Annotated in this window: 18 protein-coding genes; 6 read left to right on the plus strand and 12 right to left on the minus strand. The window is 38.4% G+C overall.

The window, feature by feature from the left end:
- Nucleotides 1–14: 14 nt before the first annotated feature.
- Nucleotides 15–770, minus strand: a complete 756-nt coding sequence (locus tag BM107_RS03235; RefSeq protein ID WP_090980235.1) for a LiaF transmembrane domain-containing protein — start codon at nt 768–770, stop codon at nt 15–17.
- A gap of 132 nt (nt 771–902) precedes the next feature.
- On the opposite strand from BM107_RS03235, the gene BM107_RS03240 reads away from it, so the two are divergent.
- Nucleotides 903–1,775: a ChaN family lipoprotein gene (locus BM107_RS03240; RefSeq protein WP_090980236.1), complete on the plus strand. Its 873-nt coding sequence runs from the start codon at nt 903–905 to the stop codon at nt 1,773–1,775.
- Between the two features lie 46 nt (nt 1,776–1,821).
- Here the strand turns inward: BM107_RS03240 and mscL are convergent, their stop codons facing one another.
- Nucleotides 1,822–2,271 carry a large conductance mechanosensitive channel protein MscL gene (gene mscL / locus BM107_RS03245; protein WP_090980238.1) on the minus strand — a complete coding sequence of 150 codons (450 nt, stop codon included), beginning with the start codon at nt 2,269–2,271 and terminating at the stop codon, nt 1,822–1,824.
- Between the two features lie 169 nt (nt 2,272–2,440).
- Between mscL and rpoN the strand changes: the two genes are divergently transcribed.
- Nucleotides 2,441–3,913, plus strand: a complete 1,473-nt coding sequence (gene rpoN, locus BM107_RS03250; protein ID WP_090980240.1) for an RNA polymerase factor sigma-54 — start codon at nt 2,441–2,443, stop codon at nt 3,911–3,913.
- 349 nt (nt 3,914–4,262) lie between these two features.
- On the opposite strand, the gene BM107_RS03255 is transcribed toward rpoN, so the two are convergent.
- From BM107_RS03255 to BM107_RS03275, 5 genes are all read right to left on the minus strand, one after another.
- Nucleotides 4,263–5,273, minus strand: a complete 1,011-nt coding sequence (locus tag BM107_RS03255; protein ID WP_090980241.1) for a PorP/SprF family type IX secretion system membrane protein — start codon at nt 5,271–5,273, stop codon at nt 4,263–4,265.
- Between the two features lies 1 nt (nt 5,274).
- Nucleotides 5,275–8,835, minus strand: a complete 3,561-nt coding sequence (locus tag BM107_RS25265) for a PKD domain-containing protein (protein ID WP_090980243.1) — start codon at nt 8,833–8,835, stop codon at nt 5,275–5,277.
- A 204-nt stretch (nt 8,836–9,039) separates the two neighbouring features.
- Nucleotides 9,040–9,246 carry a hypothetical protein gene (locus BM107_RS03265; protein ID WP_090980245.1) on the minus strand — a complete coding sequence of 69 codons (207 nt, stop codon included), beginning with the start codon at nt 9,244–9,246 and terminating at the stop codon, nt 9,040–9,042.
- A 56-nt stretch (nt 9,247–9,302) separates the two neighbouring features.
- On the minus strand, nt 9,303–9,521 hold the full coding sequence (locus BM107_RS25270) for a Sec-independent protein translocase subunit TatA/TatB (RefSeq protein ID WP_317614793.1): 219 nt from the start codon (nt 9,519–9,521) through the stop codon (nt 9,303–9,305).
- A gap of 98 nt (nt 9,522–9,619) precedes the next feature.
- Entirely contained in the window at nt 9,620–10,474 is an 855-nt protein-coding gene (locus BM107_RS03275; protein ID WP_090980249.1) for an HD domain-containing protein, read from the minus strand.
- Between the two features lie 225 nt (nt 10,475–10,699).
- Here BM107_RS03275 and BM107_RS03280 point away from each other — a divergent pair, with 225 nt between their 5' ends.
- Complete coding sequence (locus BM107_RS03280) at nt 10,700–11,353, plus strand: TetR family transcriptional regulator C-terminal domain-containing protein (protein WP_090980251.1); 654 nt, start codon at nt 10,700–10,702, stop codon at nt 11,351–11,353.
- Between the two features lie 7 nt (nt 11,354–11,360).
- On the plus strand, nt 11,361–12,665 hold the full coding sequence (locus BM107_RS03285) for an ABC1 kinase family protein (protein ID WP_090980253.1): 1,305 nt from the start codon (nt 11,361–11,363) through the stop codon (nt 12,663–12,665).
- Nucleotides 12,666–12,900: 235 nt separating this feature from the next.
- Here the strand turns inward: BM107_RS03285 and BM107_RS03290 are convergent, their stop codons facing one another.
- Entirely contained in the window at nt 12,901–13,452 is a 552-nt protein-coding gene (locus BM107_RS03290; RefSeq protein ID WP_139222261.1) for a hypothetical protein, read from the minus strand.
- A 284-nt stretch (nt 13,453–13,736) separates the two neighbouring features.
- Here BM107_RS03290 and BM107_RS03295 point away from each other — a divergent pair, with 284 nt between their 5' ends.
- Complete coding sequence (locus BM107_RS03295) at nt 13,737–14,168, plus strand: hypothetical protein (RefSeq protein WP_090980257.1); 432 nt, start codon at nt 13,737–13,739, stop codon at nt 14,166–14,168.
- An 80-nt stretch (nt 14,169–14,248) separates the two neighbouring features.
- Here the strand turns inward: BM107_RS03295 and BM107_RS03300 are convergent, their stop codons facing one another.
- Nucleotides 14,249–14,605, minus strand: coding sequence for a response regulator (locus BM107_RS03300; RefSeq protein WP_090980259.1), 357 nt, complete (start codon nt 14,603–14,605; stop codon nt 14,249–14,251).
- Nucleotides 14,606–14,872: 267 nt separating this feature from the next.
- Here BM107_RS03300 and BM107_RS03305 point away from each other — a divergent pair, with 267 nt between their 5' ends.
- Nucleotides 14,873–15,475 (plus strand): GIN domain-containing protein, encoded by a 603-nt coding sequence (locus BM107_RS03305; protein ID WP_090980261.1) that lies wholly within the window; start codon nt 14,873–14,875, stop codon nt 15,473–15,475.
- 207 nt (nt 15,476–15,682) lie between these two features.
- On the opposite strand, the gene BM107_RS03310 is transcribed toward BM107_RS03305, so the two are convergent.
- The 3 genes from BM107_RS03310 to BM107_RS03320 all read right to left on the minus strand — a co-directional run bounded on the left by BM107_RS03310 (nt 15,683) and on the right by BM107_RS03320 (nt 23,205).
- Nucleotides 15,683–18,109 carry a GAF domain-containing protein gene (locus tag BM107_RS03310; RefSeq protein ID WP_134203426.1) on the minus strand — a complete coding sequence of 809 codons (2,427 nt, stop codon included), beginning with the start codon at nt 18,107–18,109 and terminating at the stop codon, nt 15,683–15,685.
- Between the two features lie 143 nt (nt 18,110–18,252).
- Nucleotides 18,253–21,867 (minus strand): BamA/TamA family outer membrane protein, encoded by a 3,615-nt coding sequence (locus tag BM107_RS03315; RefSeq protein WP_090980265.1) that lies wholly within the window; start codon nt 21,865–21,867, stop codon nt 18,253–18,255.
- Between the two features lie 423 nt (nt 21,868–22,290).
- Nucleotides 22,291–23,205, minus strand: a complete 915-nt coding sequence (locus BM107_RS03320) for an SdiA-regulated domain-containing protein (protein ID WP_090980267.1) — start codon at nt 23,203–23,205, stop codon at nt 22,291–22,293.
- Nucleotides 23,206–23,387: the final 182 nt, after the last annotated feature.

The raw sequence follows: 23,387 nt of genomic DNA on the forward strand, positions 1-23,387 counted from the left end.
TTTATCATGAATATTTAGAAACTTTTAATTTCAATCCCACCAAATAAAGCCGTGCCATCTAAAATCAATGTCTTTTTCAGCTCCGCAACCGGCATCACATGCGATCTTTTATCTTCAACACTACCAAATAATGCAGTTACATTTGATTTTATTGCCCAGTTTTGTGGTACAATCAATTTAATTCCGCCAAAAACGGCTGTTACATCAAGCGATACCGCTTCAGGAAAATCAGCCTGGGTCATTACAATATCTGCACCTCCAAAAACGGCTGTTACATTTCCACCCTGAAAGTTTTTGGTATATACCGTTTGATGACTACCCCCAAAAACAGCCATTACATCAATCACATCATTATTATTTATGTTATCCTGGTCTGCAACACTTTCGAAATCAAAATCAGCCTTTTTCTTACCTTTTTTCTTTAGAGACGAACAATGCTTTGGTTTGATAATTAAAAAGCTACCTACAATCACCAAACCAAGGCCTAACGCATATTTTGACAAATCGATGTCCAGGCCAGGTATACGAATTAAGGTATTGTATGCACCGACTAAAATTAAGACCAGCCATCCTATCCCCTTAAAGTTACGGCGAACGCCGATAAATACACCTAATAAAATTAAAAAATTAGACCAGCTGAATATCCATCCCGGAATATCTAACCCTATATTGTTTAACAAAAATGCAAGCCCAATAATGATGATGATGAAACCGCTCCAAACCCGTCCTGAGTTGTTAAGCTGGTGATTATTATGATTTAAATTTTCCATTTGTGCTCGTATTTAATAATCCAAAAATATTGATCGGCTCCCGATCGCCACATAAGCCACATGTAAGAAACCGGCAAACGGCGGTAAGCGACCTTATTTTGTCGGTGAAAATTATTTTGTTATTTTGAAAGCATGAAATTTATACTATTTGTGTTTGTTTTTGCTATTTCTACCGGCCTGTATGCGCAGGAAATAAGCAGCCATTACAAGATCTATGATGTAAAAAAACAAAAATCGATCTCAATAGACGATATTATTGATGATATGGAACATGCTGATGTTTTATTTTTTGGCGAAGACCATAATGATTCTGTAGGACACCACCTCGAAGCGGAACTTTTCAAAAAACTCGATTCAAAATATCCGCGGAAAGTGGCGTTATCCTTAGAGATGTTTCAAACCGATGTACAGCTTGAGGTAGATGAATACCTGGCAGGATTGATCTCGGAAAAGAACTTTGTTAAGGAAAGCAGGGCCTGGGGAAATTATAAAGATTACAGACCTTTAATTGAATATGCCAAACAAAACAGTTTGAAAGTTATCGCGGCAAATGCGGCAACACGTTACAGCAATGCTGTTACACTTAATGGTTTAAAGGTGTTAGAAAAGTTCCCTAAAGCATCGTTCGGTTTTTTACCTCCATTGCCTGTTGATACCGCGCAGGGTAGGTATTATGAAAAATTCACAGAAACCCTGGGCGGGCATAACATGGGTACGATGAAAATTTACCAGACCCAAAATTTATGGGATGCGACCATGGCCTGGTCTATCAATAGGTTTATTAAAGCAAACAAAGGCATTAAGGTTTTACAGCTGAACGGTCGTTTCCACAGCGATGAAAAGCTTGGTACAGTGGCCAAACTCAAAAAACTCAATCCAAAATTGGCAATTTTGAATATCTCGTCGTTTTCTGATGAAAGTTTTGCCAATCCCGAATGGGAAAAATTTCGTTCTCTTGGTGATTACATCATCATCACCGACCCAAAGGTTAAAAGAAGTTATTAAAACGAAAAAGCTCCGCATCTGGGATTGGTGAGCGGAGCTTTGTGTTTTATGCTTTTGCTTTTAGCAAATCTCTGATTTCTGTTAGAAGCACTTCTTCTTTGGTAGGCGCAGGTGGTGTGGCAACAGCTACCGCTTCCTCTTTCTTTTTCATTCTGTTAATGGTTTTCACCATAATAAAAACAATCAGGGCCAGTAAAAAGAAATTTATCGCAACCGTAATAAAATTTCCATATGCAAATATAGCGGCGTCGGGTGCAGCCTTTTTCGCCTCAGCTAATGATGCACCCTCCGGGATTAGCTCTGATCCTTTACCCATGGCAAAATAAATGCTGCTAAAATCGGGTTTGCCAACCATAGCAGCCACCACAGGCATAATCAAATCTTCAATTATACTGGTTACAATTTTACCAAAAGCCCCGCCAATAATAACTCCGACTGCTAAATCGAAAGCATTGCCCTTAATGGCAAACTCCTTAAATTCTTTTACAAACCCCATATTGTATTAGCTTAGTTTTATTTATTTACTAAAATAGCAAACATTAAACTCAATGCAAACGTTTAGCAAATAATTTTAAAAACCGAACATATCAATAGGCATTTGGGTCAAATCAGCATAATATCTGAAATCTATTGTTTATTTTTGCGCTATTCTTTTTTTATTTACTATGCTAAAACAACATCTACAACAAAAATTATTACAAAAGTTATCGCCGCAACAAATACAGTTTATTAAATTGTTGCAGGTGCCAACCGTTGCTTTAGATACCCGTGTAAAAGAAGAACTTGAAGACAATCCGGCGCTGGAAGATCCAAGTTTAATGACTCAGGATGAGCCAAAAAGCGAATATGATGACCTAAATGATAGTCCTGATGATTACGAACAATCATCAGAAGACACCAGCATGGACGAATTTAATGTAGATGATTATTTGCAGGACGATTCGGCGAACGATTATAGCACCAACTATAATAATGGCGACGACGACGAGGAGAAAAAAGAAACGCCAATTGCCATTGAAAGCACCTTTTTTGAAAGTTTACAGGAGCAATTAGACCTTATACCCTTGTCCGATCAGGATTTTATTATCGGTAAACAGATCATTGGCAGTTTGGATGATGACGGCTATTTACGCCGTCCGTTGGGTTCCATGATCGATGACCTTGCTTTTTCTCAGAATGTAATGGTTGAGGAAGAGGATGTATTGGAAATGTTAAAACTGATCCAGGGATTCGATCCTCCCGGTATTGGCGCAAGAGACCTGAAAGAATGTTTATTGATCCAGTTAAAAAGAAAAGACACCAACAATCCGATTATAGTTAAAGCAATGAATGTTGTAGAAAACTATCTGGACGAGTTTACGCGCAAACATTACGATAAATTAGAAAAAAGTTTAGGCTTGGATAGTGAAGAGCTTAAAGAGGTAGTAAATGAAATTTTACGTTTAAACCCTAAACCGGGTGATGCCAACCAGGTAACCACAAAGCAGATGCAGATTATTCCTGATTTCCACATCAGCAATAATGATGGTGTTTTGATTCTGACTTTGAATTCAAAAAATGCCCCTGAGCTGAAAGTGAGTAGATCTTACCAGGAAATGTTTGAGCATTATGACAAAGCTTCATCTAAAGATAAAAAGTTGAAAGAGGCCGTTCAGTTTGTTAAACAAAAATTAGATTCTGCAAGGTGGTTTATTGATGCGATTAAACAAAGACAACAAACTTTGTTAAAAACAATGAACGCCATCATGCACTACCAGTATGAATATTTTTTAACAGCTGATGAGCGTAAGATGCGCCCGATGATTTTAAAAGATATTGCAGATAAAATCGATATGGATATCTCAACCGTATCGAGGGTGGCAAACTCTAAATACGTACAAACCGAATTTGGTACATTTTTATTAAAATCTTTCTTCTCCGAAGCGATACAAACCGAAAATGGTGAAGAAGTTTCGAATAAAGAAGTTAAAAAAATATTAGAAGACTGTATTGGTAACGAAGATAAACGCAAACCTCTGGCAGATGAAAAACTAACCGAAATTTTAAAAGAAAGAGGTTATAACATTGCCAGAAGAACAGTTGCCAAATATCGCGAGCAAATGAATATCCCTGTAGCCAGGCTAAGGAAAGAGCTTTAATATAGGAGGCTGTCTCAGAAATGATTTTGGAGATTTTTGGCAAAATAATATTTTGAAAGGGCGTCATTCCCGTGAAAACGGGAACCACGGAGTGCTCAGCGAAGCTAATCTTAACGAGATAGAACGGCAACTAAATAAGTCCATACAAAGCATTAAGATGCCCATCCGATGGCTATAGGATCAAGCTGGGCATGACGACATCACCAAATTTAATTCTATTGCTATTATTTAATCTCCCATTTGAGACAGGCTCTTGATAAGTTAGCATTTGAAATGCTATATGATGAGTCTTTTGGCGATGAAATCGCCGTTCCCGTACATCCCGATTGCAAATCGGGACGATGTATGACTACCACATCTTGATATAAGAAGGCACTTTATAGATATTATTCAGCATCAAACCCAATACTATCTCGTGGCTTCCGTTGCTTACCTGGTTCAACTGCGAGGTGGTAAAATCGTAGGAATAAGTCAGGTTAACCATCTTTCCAATATTGAAGCCTGCCATTGCAGCAAAAGAATCGTCTTTACGGTAGCTTCCGCCTAACCATATTTTATCTTTAAAAGCCAGTTTCAGGTTAACATCTACAGAAACGGGGGCAGGCGATACATATTTTACCATAACCGACGGAATGGCTGAAATTTCGTCATCAACAAAAAATTTATATCCTGCGGTAGCGAAATAATGCGGCACCTCTTTACCTAAATTATAATTGTTATCGCCTGTAAAACTTAACTTTTGAGGCAAAATTTGCTGCACAGAAACACCTGCAAACATCCTGGCTCCATATAACCACAATCCTACACTCAAATCAGGTTTAACCTGGTTAATCAATGCCCTGTTCATAACCGGATCTATAGGTGTATCGAAAGTAAGTGCATTTGCATCTAATGCAATACTCGAAATACCTGCTGCCACCCCGGCCGAAAGGTTAAAATTATTACTCAGTTGTAAATGATAAGCATAAGTAACATTGGCATCCAGCCTTTTTATCGGACCGGCTTTATCTAAAACAGCGGTAACTCCCATTCCATGGTGAGATGGAGACGACATATAATTTTGCGTATAATTCCTGTCCATGGGATTCCCCGTTTGTTCCGGAAAAGAGGTTAATGCATTACTCCATAACTGGTTATCGCCCAGTGCCCAGTGTGCTGATACAAAAGAAGTTTGTGGTGCATCTGTAATGCCCGACCACTGTTTACGGTAACCAGCTTTAAAATCGAGGTAATTTTCAATTCCGGAGAGCGCTGGATTTAGCAGGTACTGATTAAAAATGTATTGCGTATACTGTGGCTTTTGCTGTGCAAAAACGTTAAGTGATGCAAAAAGTGCAAATGTGGTGATGAGCTTCTTCAATTTATCTGATTATAGTGAGCGGTCCTGTTATGGTTTTACGTCCATTCTGTGGATTGATAATGTAATAATAAACGCCGACTGGTAACGGTTCATTCTGGTAAGTACCGTCAAACGGAACTTTATAACCTTTACTCGAAAATATTTTTAGGCCATTTCTGTTGAAGATATCTACCGTAGCATTTGGGTAGGATTCTAAATATTTAATCATCCAGGTATCATTGACATTATCGCCGTTTGGCGTAAAGGTGTTAGGCGGATTTAAGGCCTCCAGAACTTTTACCAATACTCTCGAGGTAGCTGAACAACCATTGGGTTGCGTGGTTGCAGTTAAGGTATACTCTGTGTCTTTATCTGGTGATGCAATCGGATTTAACACATCTGTTTTATCCAAACCGGTTGCCGGCGACCAGCTATATTTCAGATTTATTCCTTCAGCAGTTGCCGGAATTTCAATCTGTCCACCAGCCAGTATGTAGATCAATGTACCTGCATTAGCCACAGGAGATGCATACACCTCGATCGTTTTACTTATTGAAGAAGAACAATCGTTAGCGCCTTTAAAAGTATAAGTAATGATATGTGATCCAACACCTGCAATTTTCGGATTGAAGGTACCGTCTGCCTTTATTCCATCTCCTGTATATTCGCCGCTTCCACCGACCACTTCTTCCTCATCTTTCTGTTTCGCTTGTGTAATGAGCACTGTTCCATCTGCTTCGCAAACAGCTGGCATATCATCAAAAACCAATTGTGGAACCGGTTTTAAGGTAACTCGTTTCTCTACTTCTTGAACGCATTGTTCTCCGGAATAAGCCATTAGTCTAACATTAAAGCTGCGCTCTGAGGTACCTCCAAAGGAATTGTACTGAATTTCTATATCGCTATCATCCGGATAAGGAATAGTTTTATAGATGTTGGTTTCATTTGGGTAATCCCTGTAAATCTTAATTTTAGTAATCCTGCCAGCAAAAACGGTAGATGTATTTTTGATGATGATCTTATCACTCACACAAACATTATTTTTTACAATATCAAAATCGGCAGCTTTAACCGCACCATTAACCGTAAATGTGCGCGTTTTTGATATTTCACAGCCAGCTTCATTTTTAACAACCAAAGCTACATTGTAATTACCGGTATCTATAGGGGAAAAAGAACCGTTAAAATCAGTTGATGTTGCCACTGCAATGCCATTATAAGTAAAGGTCCAACGCGATTCTTTTAAACCCGTTGTACTTCCATCAGCATTTTTGGATGTATTTTTAAATCTCGCTACACCATCATCCAGACAAAAATCAGGCATTTCAAAATCAGCAGATTGTGGATTAATAATCGTTACACTTTTGCCTTTCGTCTCACTCACACACCCTTTATCACTTTCGGTAGTCAGGGTAATGGTGTAAGAGCCTGTTGCAGTGTATTGATGAATGGGATGTTGTTCAGTGGAAGGTGCGCTTCCGTCGCCAAAGTTCCAGGTCCACTTCACAATGCGCCCCGGATTATCAATTTTCGAGTTTTCGGTTAAAATAATCGGTTTGCCTATACATAAACTTGTTACGTCAAAATCAGATAAAGGTTTAGGGTTAATTAAAATCGGGAACGCAGCAGACGTTTCTGAACATTTTGAATCTGTTGTGGCCGTTAAAACCACGTTGTAAGTACCTGGGCGTTCATAAATATGAACAGGGTTCTGTTCTGTTGAAGGAGTACTCCCATCGCCAAAATCCCATAGCCACTGTGTAATGCTCCGAGAGTTTGAATTGGATTTGCTCTGATCAGTAAATTGAATGCCGCTTGATTGACAGCCGGTAGCTGGATATTCAAATGCAGCAGTTGGCTGATTATCAACTGAAAAATCAATAATCAATTCTTCGATATTACCACAATTATCGGCGCTGGGTTTGGTAGCGATTACTTTAAACTGATAATCGCCCGGATTTGGATAGTTAAGCTGGTTAGGATATTTGTATGTATAATAAATATTATTATCATTAGGCCTTGTAAAAAAATTAACGACTTCAGGGTTTGGATCACTAAATTTTGGAGCCCCCTGAATGTCCCAATCTAATTTGGTGGCCTTATAGGGTAGATTTATGGTTAAGCTGATGGGCTCACCCAAACATCCACTGGTTATAAGTTGTCCGGTAGCTGTACTCGAAGGCTGAAAGGTGAAATTCTGAATGTTGGCGCCTGCCAGGTAAGCATACGATTCTACCGAACCATATCCGTATGAAATGGCAGAAAAACCGCCGGCAGCCGATAACCTGTGTTGAGGCTGCGTATTGCTCACATTAATTACCGCATAGCTAAATTCATTATCAATAGCAGTAAAATTGCTTACCGGATTACCATCAAGCCTAAAGGATGGGATATCTTTTGTTTTGATAATGACATTTAAATAGTAGTCAGAAATCTGGGTAGGTACTTTAACCGATTTCAGATCTGAAAAAACGGTAATGTTATTTAACGTTTGCTCCACAGGATTAAGCACAGTTATTTCAGGATCGCCTAAAAATGAGCCTCCCTGCCTTGTATCTTGTGCATTGTTTGGGTTGCAGGTTTGTGACGTCTGGTATTGTGCAACAGAAATAGGCCTGGAACCAGAAATGACATTGGCCTTAGTAGAGAAAAAAGTAACCACCGCACCTTTATTATAAGGGTTAGAAAGTGGAGTGCCATTGGCATCAGTTGGACTTCCATTAACGGTTAAGGTTGTATTATCTTCGGCAACAATTATCCTCATAATATCGGTATTACCATGTAGGGTATTGTAAAATGGCGCGGTTACAAAATTTCTTCCCCATGCAGCAACCGGAAAAACTTGTTGATAGAGGTTATCTCCTCCATTTGGTGTACGGTTGTTCCCTTCATTACAAAATGCTGCCCAGGTATTTCCGGAAAATACGGCTATCGGATTACAATTCAGCGCTTTAATGTGGCTTCCTGTTAAGTCGCCTACAGATTGATATTGATAAATATCACCTTTATTTAATTTAATAGTGAAGGTTGTATTGGCAATTCTTCCCCCATTTCTTTCATTCTGTTTGGGCGTAATTTCTATATCGGTATTATCAGCTGTGGCTACAATGGTAAATTGTGAAAACCCCGATTGATTTCCATGATTTTCGTAACTGAAGGCATAATATTCCTGTCCAAGTGTATTTGTTGGCAATACCAGGGTACCACCCGTACGGGCATTATTTGAAATAATACTATAAAGCGAGATTGCTTTAGAGGTAACTACGTTGATGGCTTTACTGCGCTCAACTACATTCGAGCTACTCATTAATACGTTGTATGCAGTTGGATCAATTACAAACGGCAGGCAGGTATTGGCTGGTATCGTTGCGCCAACCGGAGATACCAGGACTCCTCCAATATAAACTTTATAATCAGTTGCCTGATCTGCTGATAAAAACAACGTTAATCTGGAGTTATTGCCATCAATATGGCCAGCATAAGGAACATAAAAATCTTTTCCTTTGTTCGATGTATTTTGCGCTAAAGAAAAGAGGCTGGCAGATAGCAAGAAAAACAAGACCAATAACCAATGCTTATTCATCACTTATCAGCCTAATTTAAAAACGTCACACATGTTTGTTTGATTAGATATGCAATATACTACTAATCAAACTACATGAAAAAAAATTATTGAATTTTAAACATTTTTAAACAGAAAAACCCTGTTTTGTGTAATAAAACGAAGGCTTAGTGTAAAAAATTTTAGGATTCAAATCATTTATACATGCAACTACATAATAAATAGTCAGTCATTACTTTGATCGGACTGGTCTCCGCTTCCATATTTTTCAGAAAAATCTTTAGCCTTTTCATCTGCCTGAACATCGTTATGGGCTTCAGGCTCCAGATTATCCTCTAAACGGTCGTTCCAATTGTCAAGTCCTTGATCAGGATGTTTGGCATTTTCTTCGGTGAAATTAGATTTTGCCTGGTCTTCTTTTTGATTTTCCATTGTGAGGTATTTATTAAATAAACAGTGCCGGTTTAGGAATGTTTTATTGGCAAAAATTATTTTACCGGAGGCTCATTTTTGGCATCCTTAAATTCTTTCACGCTCTTTCCTAGCCCCTTCATCAATTCAGGCAGTTTTTTACCACCAAAAATAAGGAGGATAACCACTCCGATTAAAATAATTTCCATTGCAGACATATCGTTATATTTTCCACAATATACGGCAATTGTTTTGAATTGGATTCTTTGATTAATGGTCGTTGAGAAATGAGTCATTGGTATTCTGGCATTCCAGGATTAATTAAGCTGGAAAGATCCTGAAACATGTTCGGGATAACGGAACTAGTCTATTTGAGACATCAATACCAAGCTAACTAAACCAATAAGGCATTTAAAGTTCGTTTTTTAATTTTTGGTACAGCGCCGTGCCTGATAAATTCGGCAAAACCTTTTAACTGTTTAATAGCCTTAATGCATTCATAGCCCTCATATGATGTTCTGATTTTGTTCAACAGCATGGTATCCGTTTTAAACAGATCGCTTTCAACCAATATGCCCTTATCCAGAAATCGCTTAATCAGTTCGGCCATTTTTCCATTGGCATATAAATGAAGGGGTAAGTTAAACACATCATTGTTCAGCTTCTCGAAAGTTTCATTAATCCAAGCTACTTCACTTTCTGCATTCACCGTTACTTTACCATCTTTCAGAACAACAGCAGTTAAAAATTCGCGCGCGCGCTGACGGGAAATAACCCCAGCATGAACACCATCACGTAAAGTATAATCTAAACGATCGGCACAGAGTGCTGGCAAGGGCTGTTCTAAAATATCAAAGGTGCCATGCAGAATCTGGCCCACATTATATCCATATTTCAGCAATACACCCGGTACCTCCGACTTACACAAAACCTCGGCAAAAACCTTTTCATGATAGTCCTCTTCCGTATTACCGAAAACATAATCGCCCACATGCGAAAAAGCCGTATGCGAAATATCGTGCAACAGGCCTGCAACCTGTTCCAGTTCTGAACCGCCTAGCATCCTGATCAGCATGGTCACCCCGACGGCATGCTCCAGCCGTGAATGACAGATATCTGGATTGACCAGGAATATCGCACCGCTTTGATGGATCCCACCCAACCTTTTTAAAGCATCGGTATTCAGCAGGTCTGAAAATAACGTAGGCAGTTCCATTTTACCGTATAAAAAATCGTTTACCTTGATCATATTGGCGTGTTTTAACTGAAAGGATTATAAAAAACAAAAATACCAAAAAAATTAGTTTTACCACTATAAATTTTCACTTCACCAAGCTCATTAAGCTAAAATAATTAGCTAAATAATAACTTTCAATTATTTTGAAAGCTATTATTACAATTTCATGATTAAGAAAAAACAGGCCGGCAGAACATGGCATTTAATTAAACGTTATACTTGTAAAAAACAGCTAATATGGCAACTGCTCAACAAATTAGAAAAGGGTATTTAGATTATGTTTTAACGAATGATGAAAAGCCTAAGTCGGTTTACATTTTTGTAAAAAAACTCAAAATTACTGAGGCCGATTTTTATCAGTTTTTTTCTTCTTTCGAAAGCATCGAAAAAACGATCTGGTTTGAACTCACATTCGAAACCATTACTAAAATTAAAGCTCAGGAAGTTTGGCTCCAATATACGGCGAGAGAAAAAATGCTTTCTTTCTTTTATAGTTATCTGGAAAATCTGAAGAATGAGCGCAGTTTTGTAATTTATAGCCTAAAACATCACCGTGGTAAATTTTCTACACCTGACGTTTTGACTGGAGTAAAACCTATTTTTGAAAACTTCGCACAGGAGATTATTGAAGAAGGTTTGGATAGCGGCGAACTTGCGGAACGTCGTTTTCTAAGTAAAAGATATAAAGATGCCCTATGGGTGCAGTTTGCCTTTATTCTAAACTTCTGGATCAATGATGATAGCGAAGGTTTCGAAAAAAGCGACGAAGCCATTGAAAAAGGTATTAATGTTACTTTCGACCTTTTCCAGCATTCGCCAATAGATAATTTATTGGAGTATGGCAAGTTTTTATCAAGGAACGGGAAATTTGCAGAAAAGATGAGGTTTTAAACACCAAATGAAGACACAAAAAACTATTCCGACCACCAAAGTTGAGCGTTCGGCAAAATTCGTTAAAACCGGCATCCAGATCGGTGGTAATTACATTAAACATTATTCAAAAAAGCTCTTCAATCCTGATCTCGATCGTGAACAGCTTAATGAGGATAATGCGACCGATATTTATAAATCGCTGAGCGAGCTCAAAGGAAGTGCCTTAAAAATTGCGCAAATGCTGAGCATGGATAAAAATATCCTGCCCAAATCCTACGTAGATAAATTTAGCCAATCGCAATACAATGCGCCTCCTCTTTCAGGTCCGTTAATTGTGCGTACTTTCACTAAAAACTTCGGTAAAACTCCTGAAAACATTTTTGATAGTTTTAATTTAAATTCCAGCAACGCGGCCTCTATTGGGCAGGTGCATCAGGCTACGCTTAACGGCAAAAAATTAGCTGTAAAAATACAATATCCGGGTGTTGGCGATAGCATTTCATCCGATTTAAAACTGGTAAAACCTTTTGCATTCCGTTTATTGGGCATGTCTGAAAGGGAATTGAATATTTATATTAAGGAAGTTGAGGAGCGTTTACTCGAAGAAACGGATTATGAACTGGAAGTTAAGCGTTCCATCCAGTTTTCTGAAGCCTGTAAAAACCTTAATCATGTGGTTTTCCCAAAGTATTACCCAGAACTATCAGGAAAGCGCATCATCACGATGGATTGGATTGATGGCCTGCACTTAAAAGAATTTTTGCAAACCAATCCACCTCAGGAACTTCGGAATAAAATCGGCCAGGCATTGTGGGATTTTTATAACTTTCAACAACACCAACTCAGAGCGGTGCACGCAGATCCGCACCCTGGAAATTTTATGATCACGCCTGATGAGAATCTTGGCGTAATTGATTTTGGCTGTATTAAGGAGATGCCGGATGATTTTTATTACCCTTTCTTTTCACTGATTTCTACCGATGTGATCAATGATAAGCGGAAAACAATCGAAGCTTTTAGGAAGCTCGACATGATCCATGCAGACGATTCTGCCGATCAGGTTGAATTTTATTATAAATCGTACAGGGAGATGATCAGTCTTTTTGCCAAGCCTTATACCAGTAAATCATTTGATTTTAGTAAACCTGAATTTTTTGAACAGCTTTATGCATATGGCGAAAAGATTTCTAAAATGCCGGAATTTAAACAAGCCCGCGGGGTAAAACATTTTATCTATGTTAACCGGACTAATTTTGGGTTATATCAGATTTTGCACGAGCTAAAGGCTATTGTACATACGGACACCTATCAACCAACATTACAGAGGTAACGATATGGACAATTAATGTAGTTAGCCGTTAATCGCTATAACGTAGCGACTTATTTTCAGGCAAAAACAATGTTCAAGGTGAGTTATATTGCTTAGTTTAAGCAGACAGATCCTGAAATAATTTATCTCGGGTTTGTGCTGGATTACCGATATAGGCGATGCTCCGCAGACAGTTGATCATGCGGAGTCTGCTTTACACCTTTACTGCATAATAGAGTTTAAATTAGATACAGCATTAATTACACAAAGCACCGGCAAAATCTTTCGATGCATAAGCGTTGAATATATTTTTTGCAGTTGCTATTGACTCACTCGCTTTAGAGTCAGTTTTTATAATCCTTTTTCCTTCCATTGCTTTTAAAATGCGGCCATCTTTGATATAAAACCGGTATTCTTTTTTAGTCACCTCCCCGATCGCAGGTCCTCCGGTAATTGTTTCAAAACAAAAGATGACCTTGCCAGATTGATAGTAATATTCATTTACCCAACTGCCATCGCCTATTGAACCCGACTCTACAATTTTAACAATGGCTTTTCCGTCGAAATAGTAATCCACTACCCCCTCCTCCACGCAACCATCAGCTTCATACGTATGGTGTTCCTTTTTTAGTTTCTTTGAATTGGTATTTTGCACAGCTTCCCGAATTGATAGAATGGCTTGGTCAGCCATTTGTCTGTCCGATGTTAAATTTTGCTGCGATGATGCAGATTTCCTTATTTGTGCAAATGCCCCGGTTGTTACATTAAAAGACAGTGCAATTAAAACGAGAGTTTTGTAAAAGGTCATATATGTATTTAAATTAACGAATCTTTTGGTAACAAACAATCCAGTAGCCATTAGGTTTACCGTAAAATAAATTTCGCTTCCAAAAATCCCACAAAAACATGAAGCCTTACTTATCAACCAGCTAAACTATCATTAGAAAGTGTATTTTTTTATGTTGAATAAAACAATCTTTATACTTTGATGTTGATTCGTACAAATCAGCTTGCAATATCTCCTCATAAGACATGACTTTTAGAATCACAACTCTCTTTTCAAAAATCTTTATTTTTCTCGGTTTTACACTGATGCTTTTTAGTTGCAAAAAGGCGAAAGAAGTTTCCCAACCGGATAAGCTCACTTTGCTCAAACAGCAGGTTGCCGGAGAGTGGGAACTTACCGGTGGAGTGTATATCATGTATGATGAGACAGAAAAGATTTCGTACACGGAGAAGCTGCCTTTTGAAACTCCGGCACCATGGTACGACTTTAAAAACCCAGAGACACTTTATCTTTCAGACCGACACGGAAGGCAGGCACTTGCATACAAAATTTCTATTTCAGATGATATGGTCCAAAGAATGGACATTGCCGCTACAGATTTTGATATTGCCAAAACCTTTGAAATTACCAAGATCAATGAAACGAGTATGAGCTGGGTAATCGACCAGCGATATGATCATCCCGGACCCGGTTTTGCTTCGCGCGTTTACACGGAATATAACCTCACCAAACGGTAGAAAAATCAACTTTAAGGCATCATAAGAATATCAACCCGGTTAAGCTTTTAGTAGAAGCGACTATTTTATAAGTGTGAAGGCTAAGCATTTTTCTTTACTATATCTACCATGTGATCGATATCAAATGGTTTTTCGATATAATCATCAGCTTTGCAATCTTCTGCCTGTTGGGGCAAGTTATTTGATGTTGACGTGAGAACGGCAGATACATCTTCTGTTTTGGGATCAGATTTAAGTTCTTTAATTACCTGCGAACCCTTCTTTTTACCTTTAATGTGATCATCCACGATCACCACATCGGGTTCAATTTCATCTATTTTTTCTATAGGCTCGGTTGTTAAAGATGGGGTAACGTCAAACCCCTCCTCTGCTAATACCTCATCCATTATATCAAGGATATCTTTATTATCCTGAACAAGCACAACCTTTTTCTTCATAAATAAACAACCAAAATTCTCATTAAAGATAAAAAAAAAGCGCAATCCAAAAATACATCTTAAAATATTTTACAAACCGTTGGTAAATATTTCAGGCATTGGTCTTGAATAAATGTCTGTTCGTCGAATATTATTGGTGGCTTGTATAAAAATGCATTTTAGCCTGCAACGTATTTTTATTTCACAGCGTCTTATCACCAGAACAACAAATAAAACCTAAATATTTTAAAACCAAATAATTGACATTTAAGCATTACATAAAATATTATGAAAACCTCTATCAAAACCCTGCTCAAAGTTTCACTTACAGCGATCATTTTGTCTTCAGTGATATTTACTTCCAACGTTTATGCCATAAAAAAAGGAATAGATACCAAAATCAAAACATCGGCTTTTAAAAGAATTTATGTAAAAGGCAATATTGAAATAACCATTATCCAGGGAGGAGGTTATGGTATTTCTTATCCTGATGATGACATGGGAGCAGCAAAAGTTGTACAAAACGGCTACGATTTGAAAATAACCTCAACCGGTACTGAAAAAGCAAAGTTAACGGTATATGTAAATGATTTCTACAGAATTGAAGCTTCAGAAAATGCCATTGTTAAAACAGAGGGAAAACTGAATACCAAATATCTGCAAATCTTTTTAAGAGGGAATGCCCAGGCAGAGATCAATACCAGTTCAGAAGGTTTGTATACGGTGATTTCAGATCATGCTGATCTAAAATTAAGCGGTTCTACAGATTGCCATACCTTGGTAATGGGTAAATCTCAAAAGTTAACCATAGATAAATTTGCTGCCTTAAAAACCAACATCAGTTCGACGGAAACCGTTGCTCTGGAACAGGAGTTGGCTGCAATTAAATAAAATACACAAAAACGCAAATGAAATTAAGGCTTCCTGATTTGATCAGGAAGCCTTTTTATTTCCAGGAGATTTTCGGCAGCATAATTTTAAAAGGTCGTCATTCCGGTGAAAACGGAAATCCTAATCCGATAGAACGGCAAATAAGTAAGTCCCTACCAATCCTTAAGATGCCCCATCCGATAATACAGCACTTTCTAAACAATCTGTTTAATGCTGTAATACATTAGCAATTTCCTTTTCGATTGACTTGATCTCTTTAGGCTTAAGTTTTTTAGCCGCATCTGTTTTACTTGCCGCTTTATCTTCCAGGTACTTTACCCCTACCCTTAAGGCTTTTAAACCTGAAACGCCTTGAAGTTCATCCAATTCAAGCTGTTCCAAATCATCGTTCAAATAACCCTGAACCTGCATGTATTTAATATATTCAATATACTCCTTTGCTTCTTCAGGATTAAAGTAAACCATCGAAATTTTATGCGGCTGGGTTAAACGCTCTGTTGTACCTTTTATCAGCACCTTATCAATACGCTTTTTAACCACTTCATAACGGATGTTATAAGCTCCTTCCACATCAAAGCGGCGCTCATCGTTTCTGAAACTAATATCAATAGCATTTGAATGGATAAAAATCAATTGCGTGGTTTCCAGCGTGCATGGCATCTCGGCAATTAAACTTTTTGACAAACGGGCAATATCAACCATTGAGGTAAGCTGCCACAAACGGATATTTTTCAGGTAAAGCAAATCGAACGGTTTTTCGGGTGCAATATCCTGACCAATGTAAATATCGTATTCTACGCCATCTGTCCTGAACTTGGCAAAATAGCAAGGATAAGAAGCCTGGAGTTTCGACTGCGATTTTTCCAGGTATTGGCTAACTTCGGTATTGATCAGCTGCATAGAAACTTCAAGCTGCCTCCGGTTTTCGAATGCGGCACCGGTTTCTGGCACCACCACTTCGAAATACTGATCTATGACCGTTGTAGTATCAGGATGGTTCGCTTTAATGATGGACAGGAAAGGATAAACCTCCACTTCCAAAAATTCATTCAACTGGCTTTCTTCATTGGAAGACGCAAAATCGCCTATTCTTTTAATCCAGTCCTTACAGTTGAAAATCAGCTTATCAATAAGCGCTAAAGAAACATTTTTACTAATAAACTTTAAAGTATCAATCAGGGTATTTAACTGTACTTCCAAATCATTTTTTAGCGCCTTGTTACGCTCGGTAGTAGAATTGCGGATATCAATAGCGCCAAAAAGCGGGTAAAGATGCCTAAACGTAATGGTTTCGATTTCCTTTAACTTATGATAACCATTATTCTGTTGTAGGAAATGCCAAACGGCCTCGTTAAATTTCCATTGAACCGAAGGCTGCAGCGCAGTAAATTTATCCATCAGGATTTCATCCATCTTGGCATTAAATTCTTCAATGCTGTACTGGAAAAGCTGACCAATCAAAGGCATAGCCGGACGCAACCTTGATAACAACTTATCATCAACGGCTACTTCCTCTTTAGAATATACTTCCAGCACGCCCGCTAGCTCTTTATTGTAATAGACAGGCAGTATGGAATAAGAACTAACGCCCGCAGCTTTTAAAACCTTTAAAAAAGGATCTTTTTCTATCTGTTCTTCTTTTATGGCACTTACAAAAATGGAACGCGGGTTTTCCTTGTATTTATCAACCAGGGCATAAAAAACTTCTTCTTCTAAATTAGAAGCTTTTGCTGAATTGATGAGCATGCTCTGAGAAAACTCCTGGTTATCAAATACCAGCTTATTATTAACTGTTAAAAAAGGCATTAAGCCAAATTCCAGCTTACTGTTACCACTTAATGTCTTCAATGCATGTATAACATGGCTGTAAGCTTCTGTTTGATAGTTATGATCAACAAGTGCATCACGAATACCGTCAATAGCATGTTGTAGTGTTACATCGGTAATGGAAATAATGCTGAAACCTTCGAAATGAAAATCACTTAACGGAAGGTTTTCCAATAAATATTCCAGTTCCGTTTCTTCCTGGAAATGTTTGCTCAAAGCTTCAAAATTAAGTTCAGGCAAATCGCCTTTGTGCATAATTTCGACAAATTTGGTATCTGTTTGGATATTGTAATACTGCGTTAATTTAGTTTCCTGATTAATGTGCGCATAAATGATCTCATTTTTCAGTACTGATGTAAAATTGTAAAAACGACCAAGAATGATGTTGTAAATAAACTTAAGCTGTTTTTTCTCAACAGGCTCATTATCCTTAGTCACCTTATTTTTAGGATCGTGATCCTTAAAAAAATTATAGAATGCATTGGTACTAAAGAAAATCTGATCTGGAATCGGTGTACTTAATGCCCAAAACAAATCATTTTCATTATCCATTAAGGGTGTGAGGATCGTAAAAATTAATTCTAAGGTATCTTTATATTGAGACAAATCCTCAGGGCTGATGTTGCCCAGCAGCACATCGTCTTTTTCAATTTTTTGAAGTAAAAACCTGTAAAATTCAGATTTAACCGATTTTTCTGTTTTCAGCCTGCTTTTTAAATACTCCACAAGGGGGCGGAAAGACAGAGAAGACTCTACCTGGCAATGTATACATTCGTTTTTATGTATTTGTATGACATTGGTATTCATTGTATAAGTTCTGCTATAGGATAAAAATTATAATTTTCTAATATGTTACTAATCAACTGCAAAGATAGCTACTGCCACATGTGTTGTTAGTCTGCTGAACGTAAATACTTCAGGCAAACATCCATCATACTGTCATTACAAATTTAGTACCTAAAATTGATTGAAACGTATGGATACCAGCCATCTGTTGAATGTCCCATCACAAATCGTACAACTGTGAGTGATGCAGGGGCAAAATAAACCCCGGCTCCTACGCCATGGTGCCATAAAGTTGATTTCTCATCACGTTTCCATACCCTGCCCACATCATAAAAACCGAGCAAGCCAACTTGTCCGGGTAAAACATAACTTACTAAATCGCCGAGCGTCGCTCTGAGTTCTAAATTATTGTAAAACATATGTTCACCAGCAAACCTAAATTGCCTGTAGCCTAAAAGATTGCCTTGTCCGCCTAAAAACAAAGCCTGGTAAAATGCAGGTTTACCTATGGTTACACCTCCGCCAAAACGATCGGCAAGAATAAAATTCTTTCTGCCGTCCAGATTTTTATATAATGCTATACTTGCTGTGAACTGTCCATAAGAGTTAGCATACTTATTTACGCCTTTGTAGCCCAAAAGTTTAAAATCTACAAAGCTGCCCAAGGTTGGTAAGAGATCATTATCGCGGGTATTATTGGTAAAGTTCACAAATGCACCGGCAAACATTTTTTCATTTCTAACGGTAAGTGAATCAGAAGAATGCAATAATGATGGGTTTTCGATAAAACGGCCATTGTTATCTTCCTGATTATATTTATAATACTGATATGAAGGACCAACGCTAAAAGTCGATTTAGGGCGGCGCCAGCGGATGGCGGCATCTACCTGATACAGATTAAAGCGTGCACGGTAATACCTGATATTCTCATCGTCATCGCGGCCTTCATCAAATGGGGTTTCATTACCTAAACCAAAGAAATTTTGCGTGTTATTCGGGGCGAAAGCATCTGCCTTCAACACAAAATCACCTTTACCCAAAGCTTTTAACCATTCCCCTTTATAATTGAACCTAAAGGCTTTTGTAGAGAATGAGTGCAGAAAAGAAATGGTTTGCGAATTGCCATAAGGTTGCTTTCTGAAACCAGGGTTGGTCTGTCTATAAATCAAACCCAATAATATCCCGTCATCCTGATTATAACCGGCATTTAATAACCACGAATTCCGGCGGTACATATCTTTAGGGATGTAGCTGAAATTTGACGTATCGTTTGAAATAATTTTTCGGATCTTATCCTGGTCGTTACCCATGTAAGTTGCTTTGGTGGTCCGCCCATAAAGCTTTACTGTACCATTGCTGTTTGCAAAATCGTAAACTTTATTACCCTTGCCACCAATAATCCGCAATTTAATGTCCGAGTTTTTATTATCCAGTATCAGGCTATCATTACCGTTGTGCATATATACCCTGATCTCTTTTGTTACCTTAGGATCAAATTTCCGATCAAAGAGCTCATCCTTGATATTACCTTCCTTAGATATTTTATTGATCTTTACACGCAATCCGTTATTAGCAGCATCAGTGATCTTAATCAATTCATTTTTGTTAGTCACCTCTATATCTACAATTCGGTTGAAGAAATGGTAATATTGGTTCATTAATTTTGGCAGCGTAGCAATCCGGTTACGCAGCTGGGCCATAAAGGCATCATGATGTAATGAATAGCTAGGTTCAGGCAGTTTTTTCAATGCCTTTTCAAAAACTTCATCGTTATAGTTGGCGCAGAAATCCTTTACAATTTTATCGAATTCCTCCTCGTTTATATTGGCAGTCCAGCGGCTGCTGATTTCTCTTCCTTCCCACAAAAACCAATTGATATCTTTTATGCCACGTTCATAGCCCTGCATCATAGGCAATAACGAGGAAGATTGCGTGTACCGTTGTAAAAGCCCGTCTGATCTGAAAAATACCTGGTCACGATCTCGTGGTACCGGAGAATAAAGCGAACCATCTTTAGTCTTGGTTTCCTTCCACCGCCACTGGTCTTCATGTCTGTCCCAATCGCCCAATAACACATCAAACGCCCTAGCCCTCACCCAGGCTGGCCCATCTAATCTATTATCGTTATCTTCTGTTAATTTTTTATCCATTTTAGGAGAATTGTCTGATTCTCCTGTAGGTTCCCTTTCTTCAAACAAACACAACGTGTTGGCAAACGCAGGTTCAAATTCGCCCAGGTTATCATCCGGAGAAACCCATCCGACAATGGGGTTGCTATGTGCAATGCCACCCGCTTCAGCTAGCTCCGGAACCACCAGCGCTGAAAAAGGATGCTGCGCAGACATATTATCTTTTAAAATATCTTTAGCAAAAGTTTCGCGCAATGCTGCAGGCAACAATACCTCCGGAAATTTTTCTACGCTGCGCAACACATATTCTTTACCATTTTTATCTTCTAAACGCAAAGATCGCGATTGGTTACCTCCACCTCGTTTTGTTGCTTTTAAGCCCCCCATCATCTGGGAAATGCGCAGCACAGGGACTTTGGTTTTCGCAGCATATTCCTTGCGATAATTTTCGCCAAAAATAATGCGGTGAAAACGACCAACGCTATCGTATTCCGGCTTTACACGCACAAAAATACTGTCAGCCGTAATCGGTTTATCCCTATTCCGTATCGTTTTAGGTATGGTTTCGAACTTTTTGATGTAACTGTAAACTTTTTTAACACTTGTATCTGAATAAATATAATATTCGTAGCGCATATCGTTGTTATTCAATTGATCGGCCACCACATAACCTTGCTGCATTTCGTGAAACAACGACGTTTTGCCTTCTTTATTTGGTGATACTTTTGACCCTGAACCACTGATTACCTGCAGTTGTTTTCCTTTAATCAACTGAAGGCCATGTTCATGCCCTGCAACATAAGTTACGTTTGGATAATCGCCAAATACTCCGATAACCGATTTAATCATATCCTTATAAGCCGGATGGTTTAAATCTTCGGGGCTTAATAAAGTAGAACGTAACAAAGGGTAAACAGAACCCAAACCAGGCAAAGGGATGTAAAGATTTTTATTTAAGGAAGTTAACGGGAAAAGATGGTTCCTCAAATTAAAGTAACCACCATGCGGGCCATAACTCTGAAAAGGATGGTGTGATGCCAGCAGAATTACCTTATCTTTATTTTCAGCCAATAACTCGTCCATTTTTACCAGCACCTCATCTTTCGTGTGGCAATCACAATCGTCATTTGGGTTGGTTTTGTTATATGGAAATAACCACCATTCGCTATCATAGGCAATGATGGTGAGTTTATCTGTTAATTTAATGGCTATTGGATCGGGGCAGCCATTATCAGGGATAAGTTTAAGCAGAGGGTCATTCTGTTCCCTCAGGTAATCGCCCTGCGCTTTTATTTTGGCCAGTCCTTTTGGCCCCGATTTATCCCAATCGTGGTTGCCGGGAATAAAATAAACCGCAGCGCCCATTTTACGCATCGGTTCGAACTGCGAGCGCAGAATCTTTTTGGTTTCTTCTTCTTCTACACTTCCGGGCAACCCCATCCCGGTTGGATAAATATTATCGCCCAGATATAAAACGGTGGTTTTTTGGGGAAGAATCTGCTTAGCTGCATTTTTTAAATCCTGCATTTGGGCAGCGTTCATCTCTCCTGCATCGCCAAAAAGAATTACACGGTATTTTACATCATCCTGCGCAAAGGCAATGAAGTTGATTAAAAATAAGATGGTAAAAAGGGTAAATCTTTTAATCATAGACTCGGCATTTGTATAAAGGTAGTTATTTTAAAATTTAATTTATTTCTCATGAGCATCGTTCCAAAAAGATCGTCATTGCGAGGAGGAACGACGAAGCAATCTATCACGCTAGAATCCTTGCTATAAAGATTGCTTCGTCGGCTGAAAAAGCCTTCTCGCAATGACGATCCCTCGGGAGATTTATTTAAAGGTAACAACTCCACCGTCAAATTCTACTGTCCATTCATATTGATTTTATAAATAAATATCTCCACCATAGACAGAATCTATCAGTACGGCCGTCATTCTCGCACAGGCGGGAACCACGGAGTGCTCAGCAAAGCTAATCTTAAAGCGCCTGCATTAGGATTCCCAATCAAGTTGGGAACGACGATTCCTCGCAACTTATAGTATGATCGCCTTAGGATACCACTACCAGATTTATTTTTTCAACTTAAACATTAAAATATTTCCTGCAGATAGCGTTCCGCCCTCATTGGAGATATATAGATTATTATCGCGATCAAAAGCGATGCCTTCTGGCTGGTTAAATAACTGCGGATCCAGGGGATATGTGGTTTTAACCTTGAAATCAGCATCTGTAACGACCAATAGTTTATTTACGGATGAAAGGATGTACCACTCGTTAGTTTGGGGATTTTTAGCCAATGCAGATGGACGGAACCGTGATTTTGAACTTCCGGATGCTTTTTCGATTGCTTTATGTGAGAGGCTAAATTCTCCGGCTGCCGTTAACGAAGCATCATCAGCAACTTTAAACCCATAAATACTGGATGCTTTTGCTTTAGAATCAGCTTTACTATCCTTAGTCAGCACATAAATCATATTGTTTTTTTCATCTGCGGCCAAACCTTCATATTCGGCTTTTGGTACCAGATCTTTGGTTTTGGTTACATTGCCGGCTTTTGGCTTGCCTAATTCAGCAATTGGGAAGGTATGTAGCTCACCATTACTTTTTAACACAACGAAATAATTTTTAATGATGGTTACATCTTCATAATCGCCTTTACCACCAAATTTGGTAAATTTCGATTCTTTATCGCCCAAACCCAGATGAAAAAGATCGCCATCTTCATCCTGAATGGCAAAAACTTCCCTGGGATCGCCATTATGGAATACAATACCCGAAATTTCAAAGAGATTTTGCGGCATATTATATTTTACCGGTTTTGTTAAATCGTACGGTAAATTCGATTTTTCTGCCCCGCTTACTGATGCAGTTGTACTGTCTGAATCCTTTTGTTTATCATCGCGGTTACTATTCACACAGGATACGCTAAGAAAAGCTGAAGCGATTAAAAGACCTGAAGCTAAAAGAGTTTTATTGTATTTCATAAGGGTAAATTTAATTTTTACTTGTCCTGGTCTGTGTCCTCACAGACCATGGATAAAATCATACTAACTAAAATCATGCTAACCATATAAAGTGGTCTGTGAGGACACAGACCACGGCATATATAGGACATAGACCACGGCATATGACCTTATGGCGGGTACACAGGCCACTATATATCACG

Source organism: Pedobacter suwonensis (genome assembly GCF_900111825.1).
GTDB lineage: Bacteria > Bacteroidota > Bacteroidia > Sphingobacteriales > Sphingobacteriaceae > Pedobacter > Pedobacter suwonensis.

Excerpts from the sequence above, each read along its gene's own strand:
- BM107_RS25265 (WP_090980243.1), bottom strand. The coding sequence starts at position 8,835 with ATGAATAAGCATTGGTTATTGGTCTTGTTTTTCTTGCTATCTGCCAGC.
- BM107_RS03300 (WP_090980259.1), bottom strand. The coding sequence starts at position 14,605 with ATGAAGAAAAAGGTTGTGCTTGTTCAGGATAATAAAGATATCCTTGAT.
- BM107_RS03290 (WP_139222261.1), bottom strand. The coding sequence starts at position 13,452 with ATGACCTTTTACAAAACTCTCGTTTTAATTGCACTGTCTTTTAATGTA.
- BM107_RS03320 (WP_090980267.1), bottom strand. The coding sequence starts at position 23,205 with ATGAAATACAATAAAACTCTTTTAGCTTCAGGTCTTTTAATCGCTTCA.
- BM107_RS25270 (WP_317614793.1), bottom strand. The coding sequence starts at position 9,521 with ATGACTCATTTCTCAACGACCATTAATCAAAGAATCCAATTCAAAACA.
- BM107_RS03280 (WP_090980251.1), top strand. The coding sequence starts at position 10,700 with ATGGCAACTGCTCAACAAATTAGAAAAGGGTATTTAGATTATGTTTTA.
- BM107_RS03305 (WP_090980261.1), top strand. The coding sequence starts at position 14,873 with ATGAAAACCTCTATCAAAACCCTGCTCAAAGTTTCACTTACAGCGATC.
- BM107_RS03235 (WP_090980235.1), bottom strand. The coding sequence starts at position 770 with ATGGAAAATTTAAATCATAATAATCACCAGCTTAACAACTCAGGACGG.
- BM107_RS03275 (WP_090980249.1), bottom strand. The coding sequence starts at position 10,474 with ATGATCAAGGTAAACGATTTTTTATACGGTAAAATGGAACTGCCTACG.
- BM107_RS03295 (WP_090980257.1), top strand. The coding sequence starts at position 13,737 with ATGCTTTTTAGTTGCAAAAAGGCGAAAGAAGTTTCCCAACCGGATAAG.
- rpoN (WP_090980240.1), top strand. The coding sequence starts at position 2,441 with ATGCTAAAACAACATCTACAACAAAAATTATTACAAAAGTTATCGCCG.
- BM107_RS03310 (WP_134203426.1), bottom strand. The coding sequence starts at position 18,109 with ATGAATACCAATGTCATACAAATACATAAAAACGAATGTATACATTGC.
- BM107_RS03315 (WP_090980265.1), bottom strand. The coding sequence starts at position 21,867 with ATGATTAAAAGATTTACCCTTTTTACCATCTTATTTTTAATCAACTTC.
- BM107_RS03285 (WP_090980253.1), top strand. The coding sequence starts at position 11,361 with ATGAAGACACAAAAAACTATTCCGACCACCAAAGTTGAGCGTTCGGCA.
- mscL (WP_090980238.1), bottom strand. The coding sequence starts at position 2,271 with ATGGGGTTTGTAAAAGAATTTAAGGAGTTTGCCATTAAGGGCAATGCT.
- BM107_RS03265 (WP_090980245.1), bottom strand. The coding sequence starts at position 9,246 with ATGGAAAATCAAAAAGAAGACCAGGCAAAATCTAATTTCACCGAAGAA.
- BM107_RS03240 (WP_090980236.1), top strand. The coding sequence starts at position 903 with ATGAAATTTATACTATTTGTGTTTGTTTTTGCTATTTCTACCGGCCTG.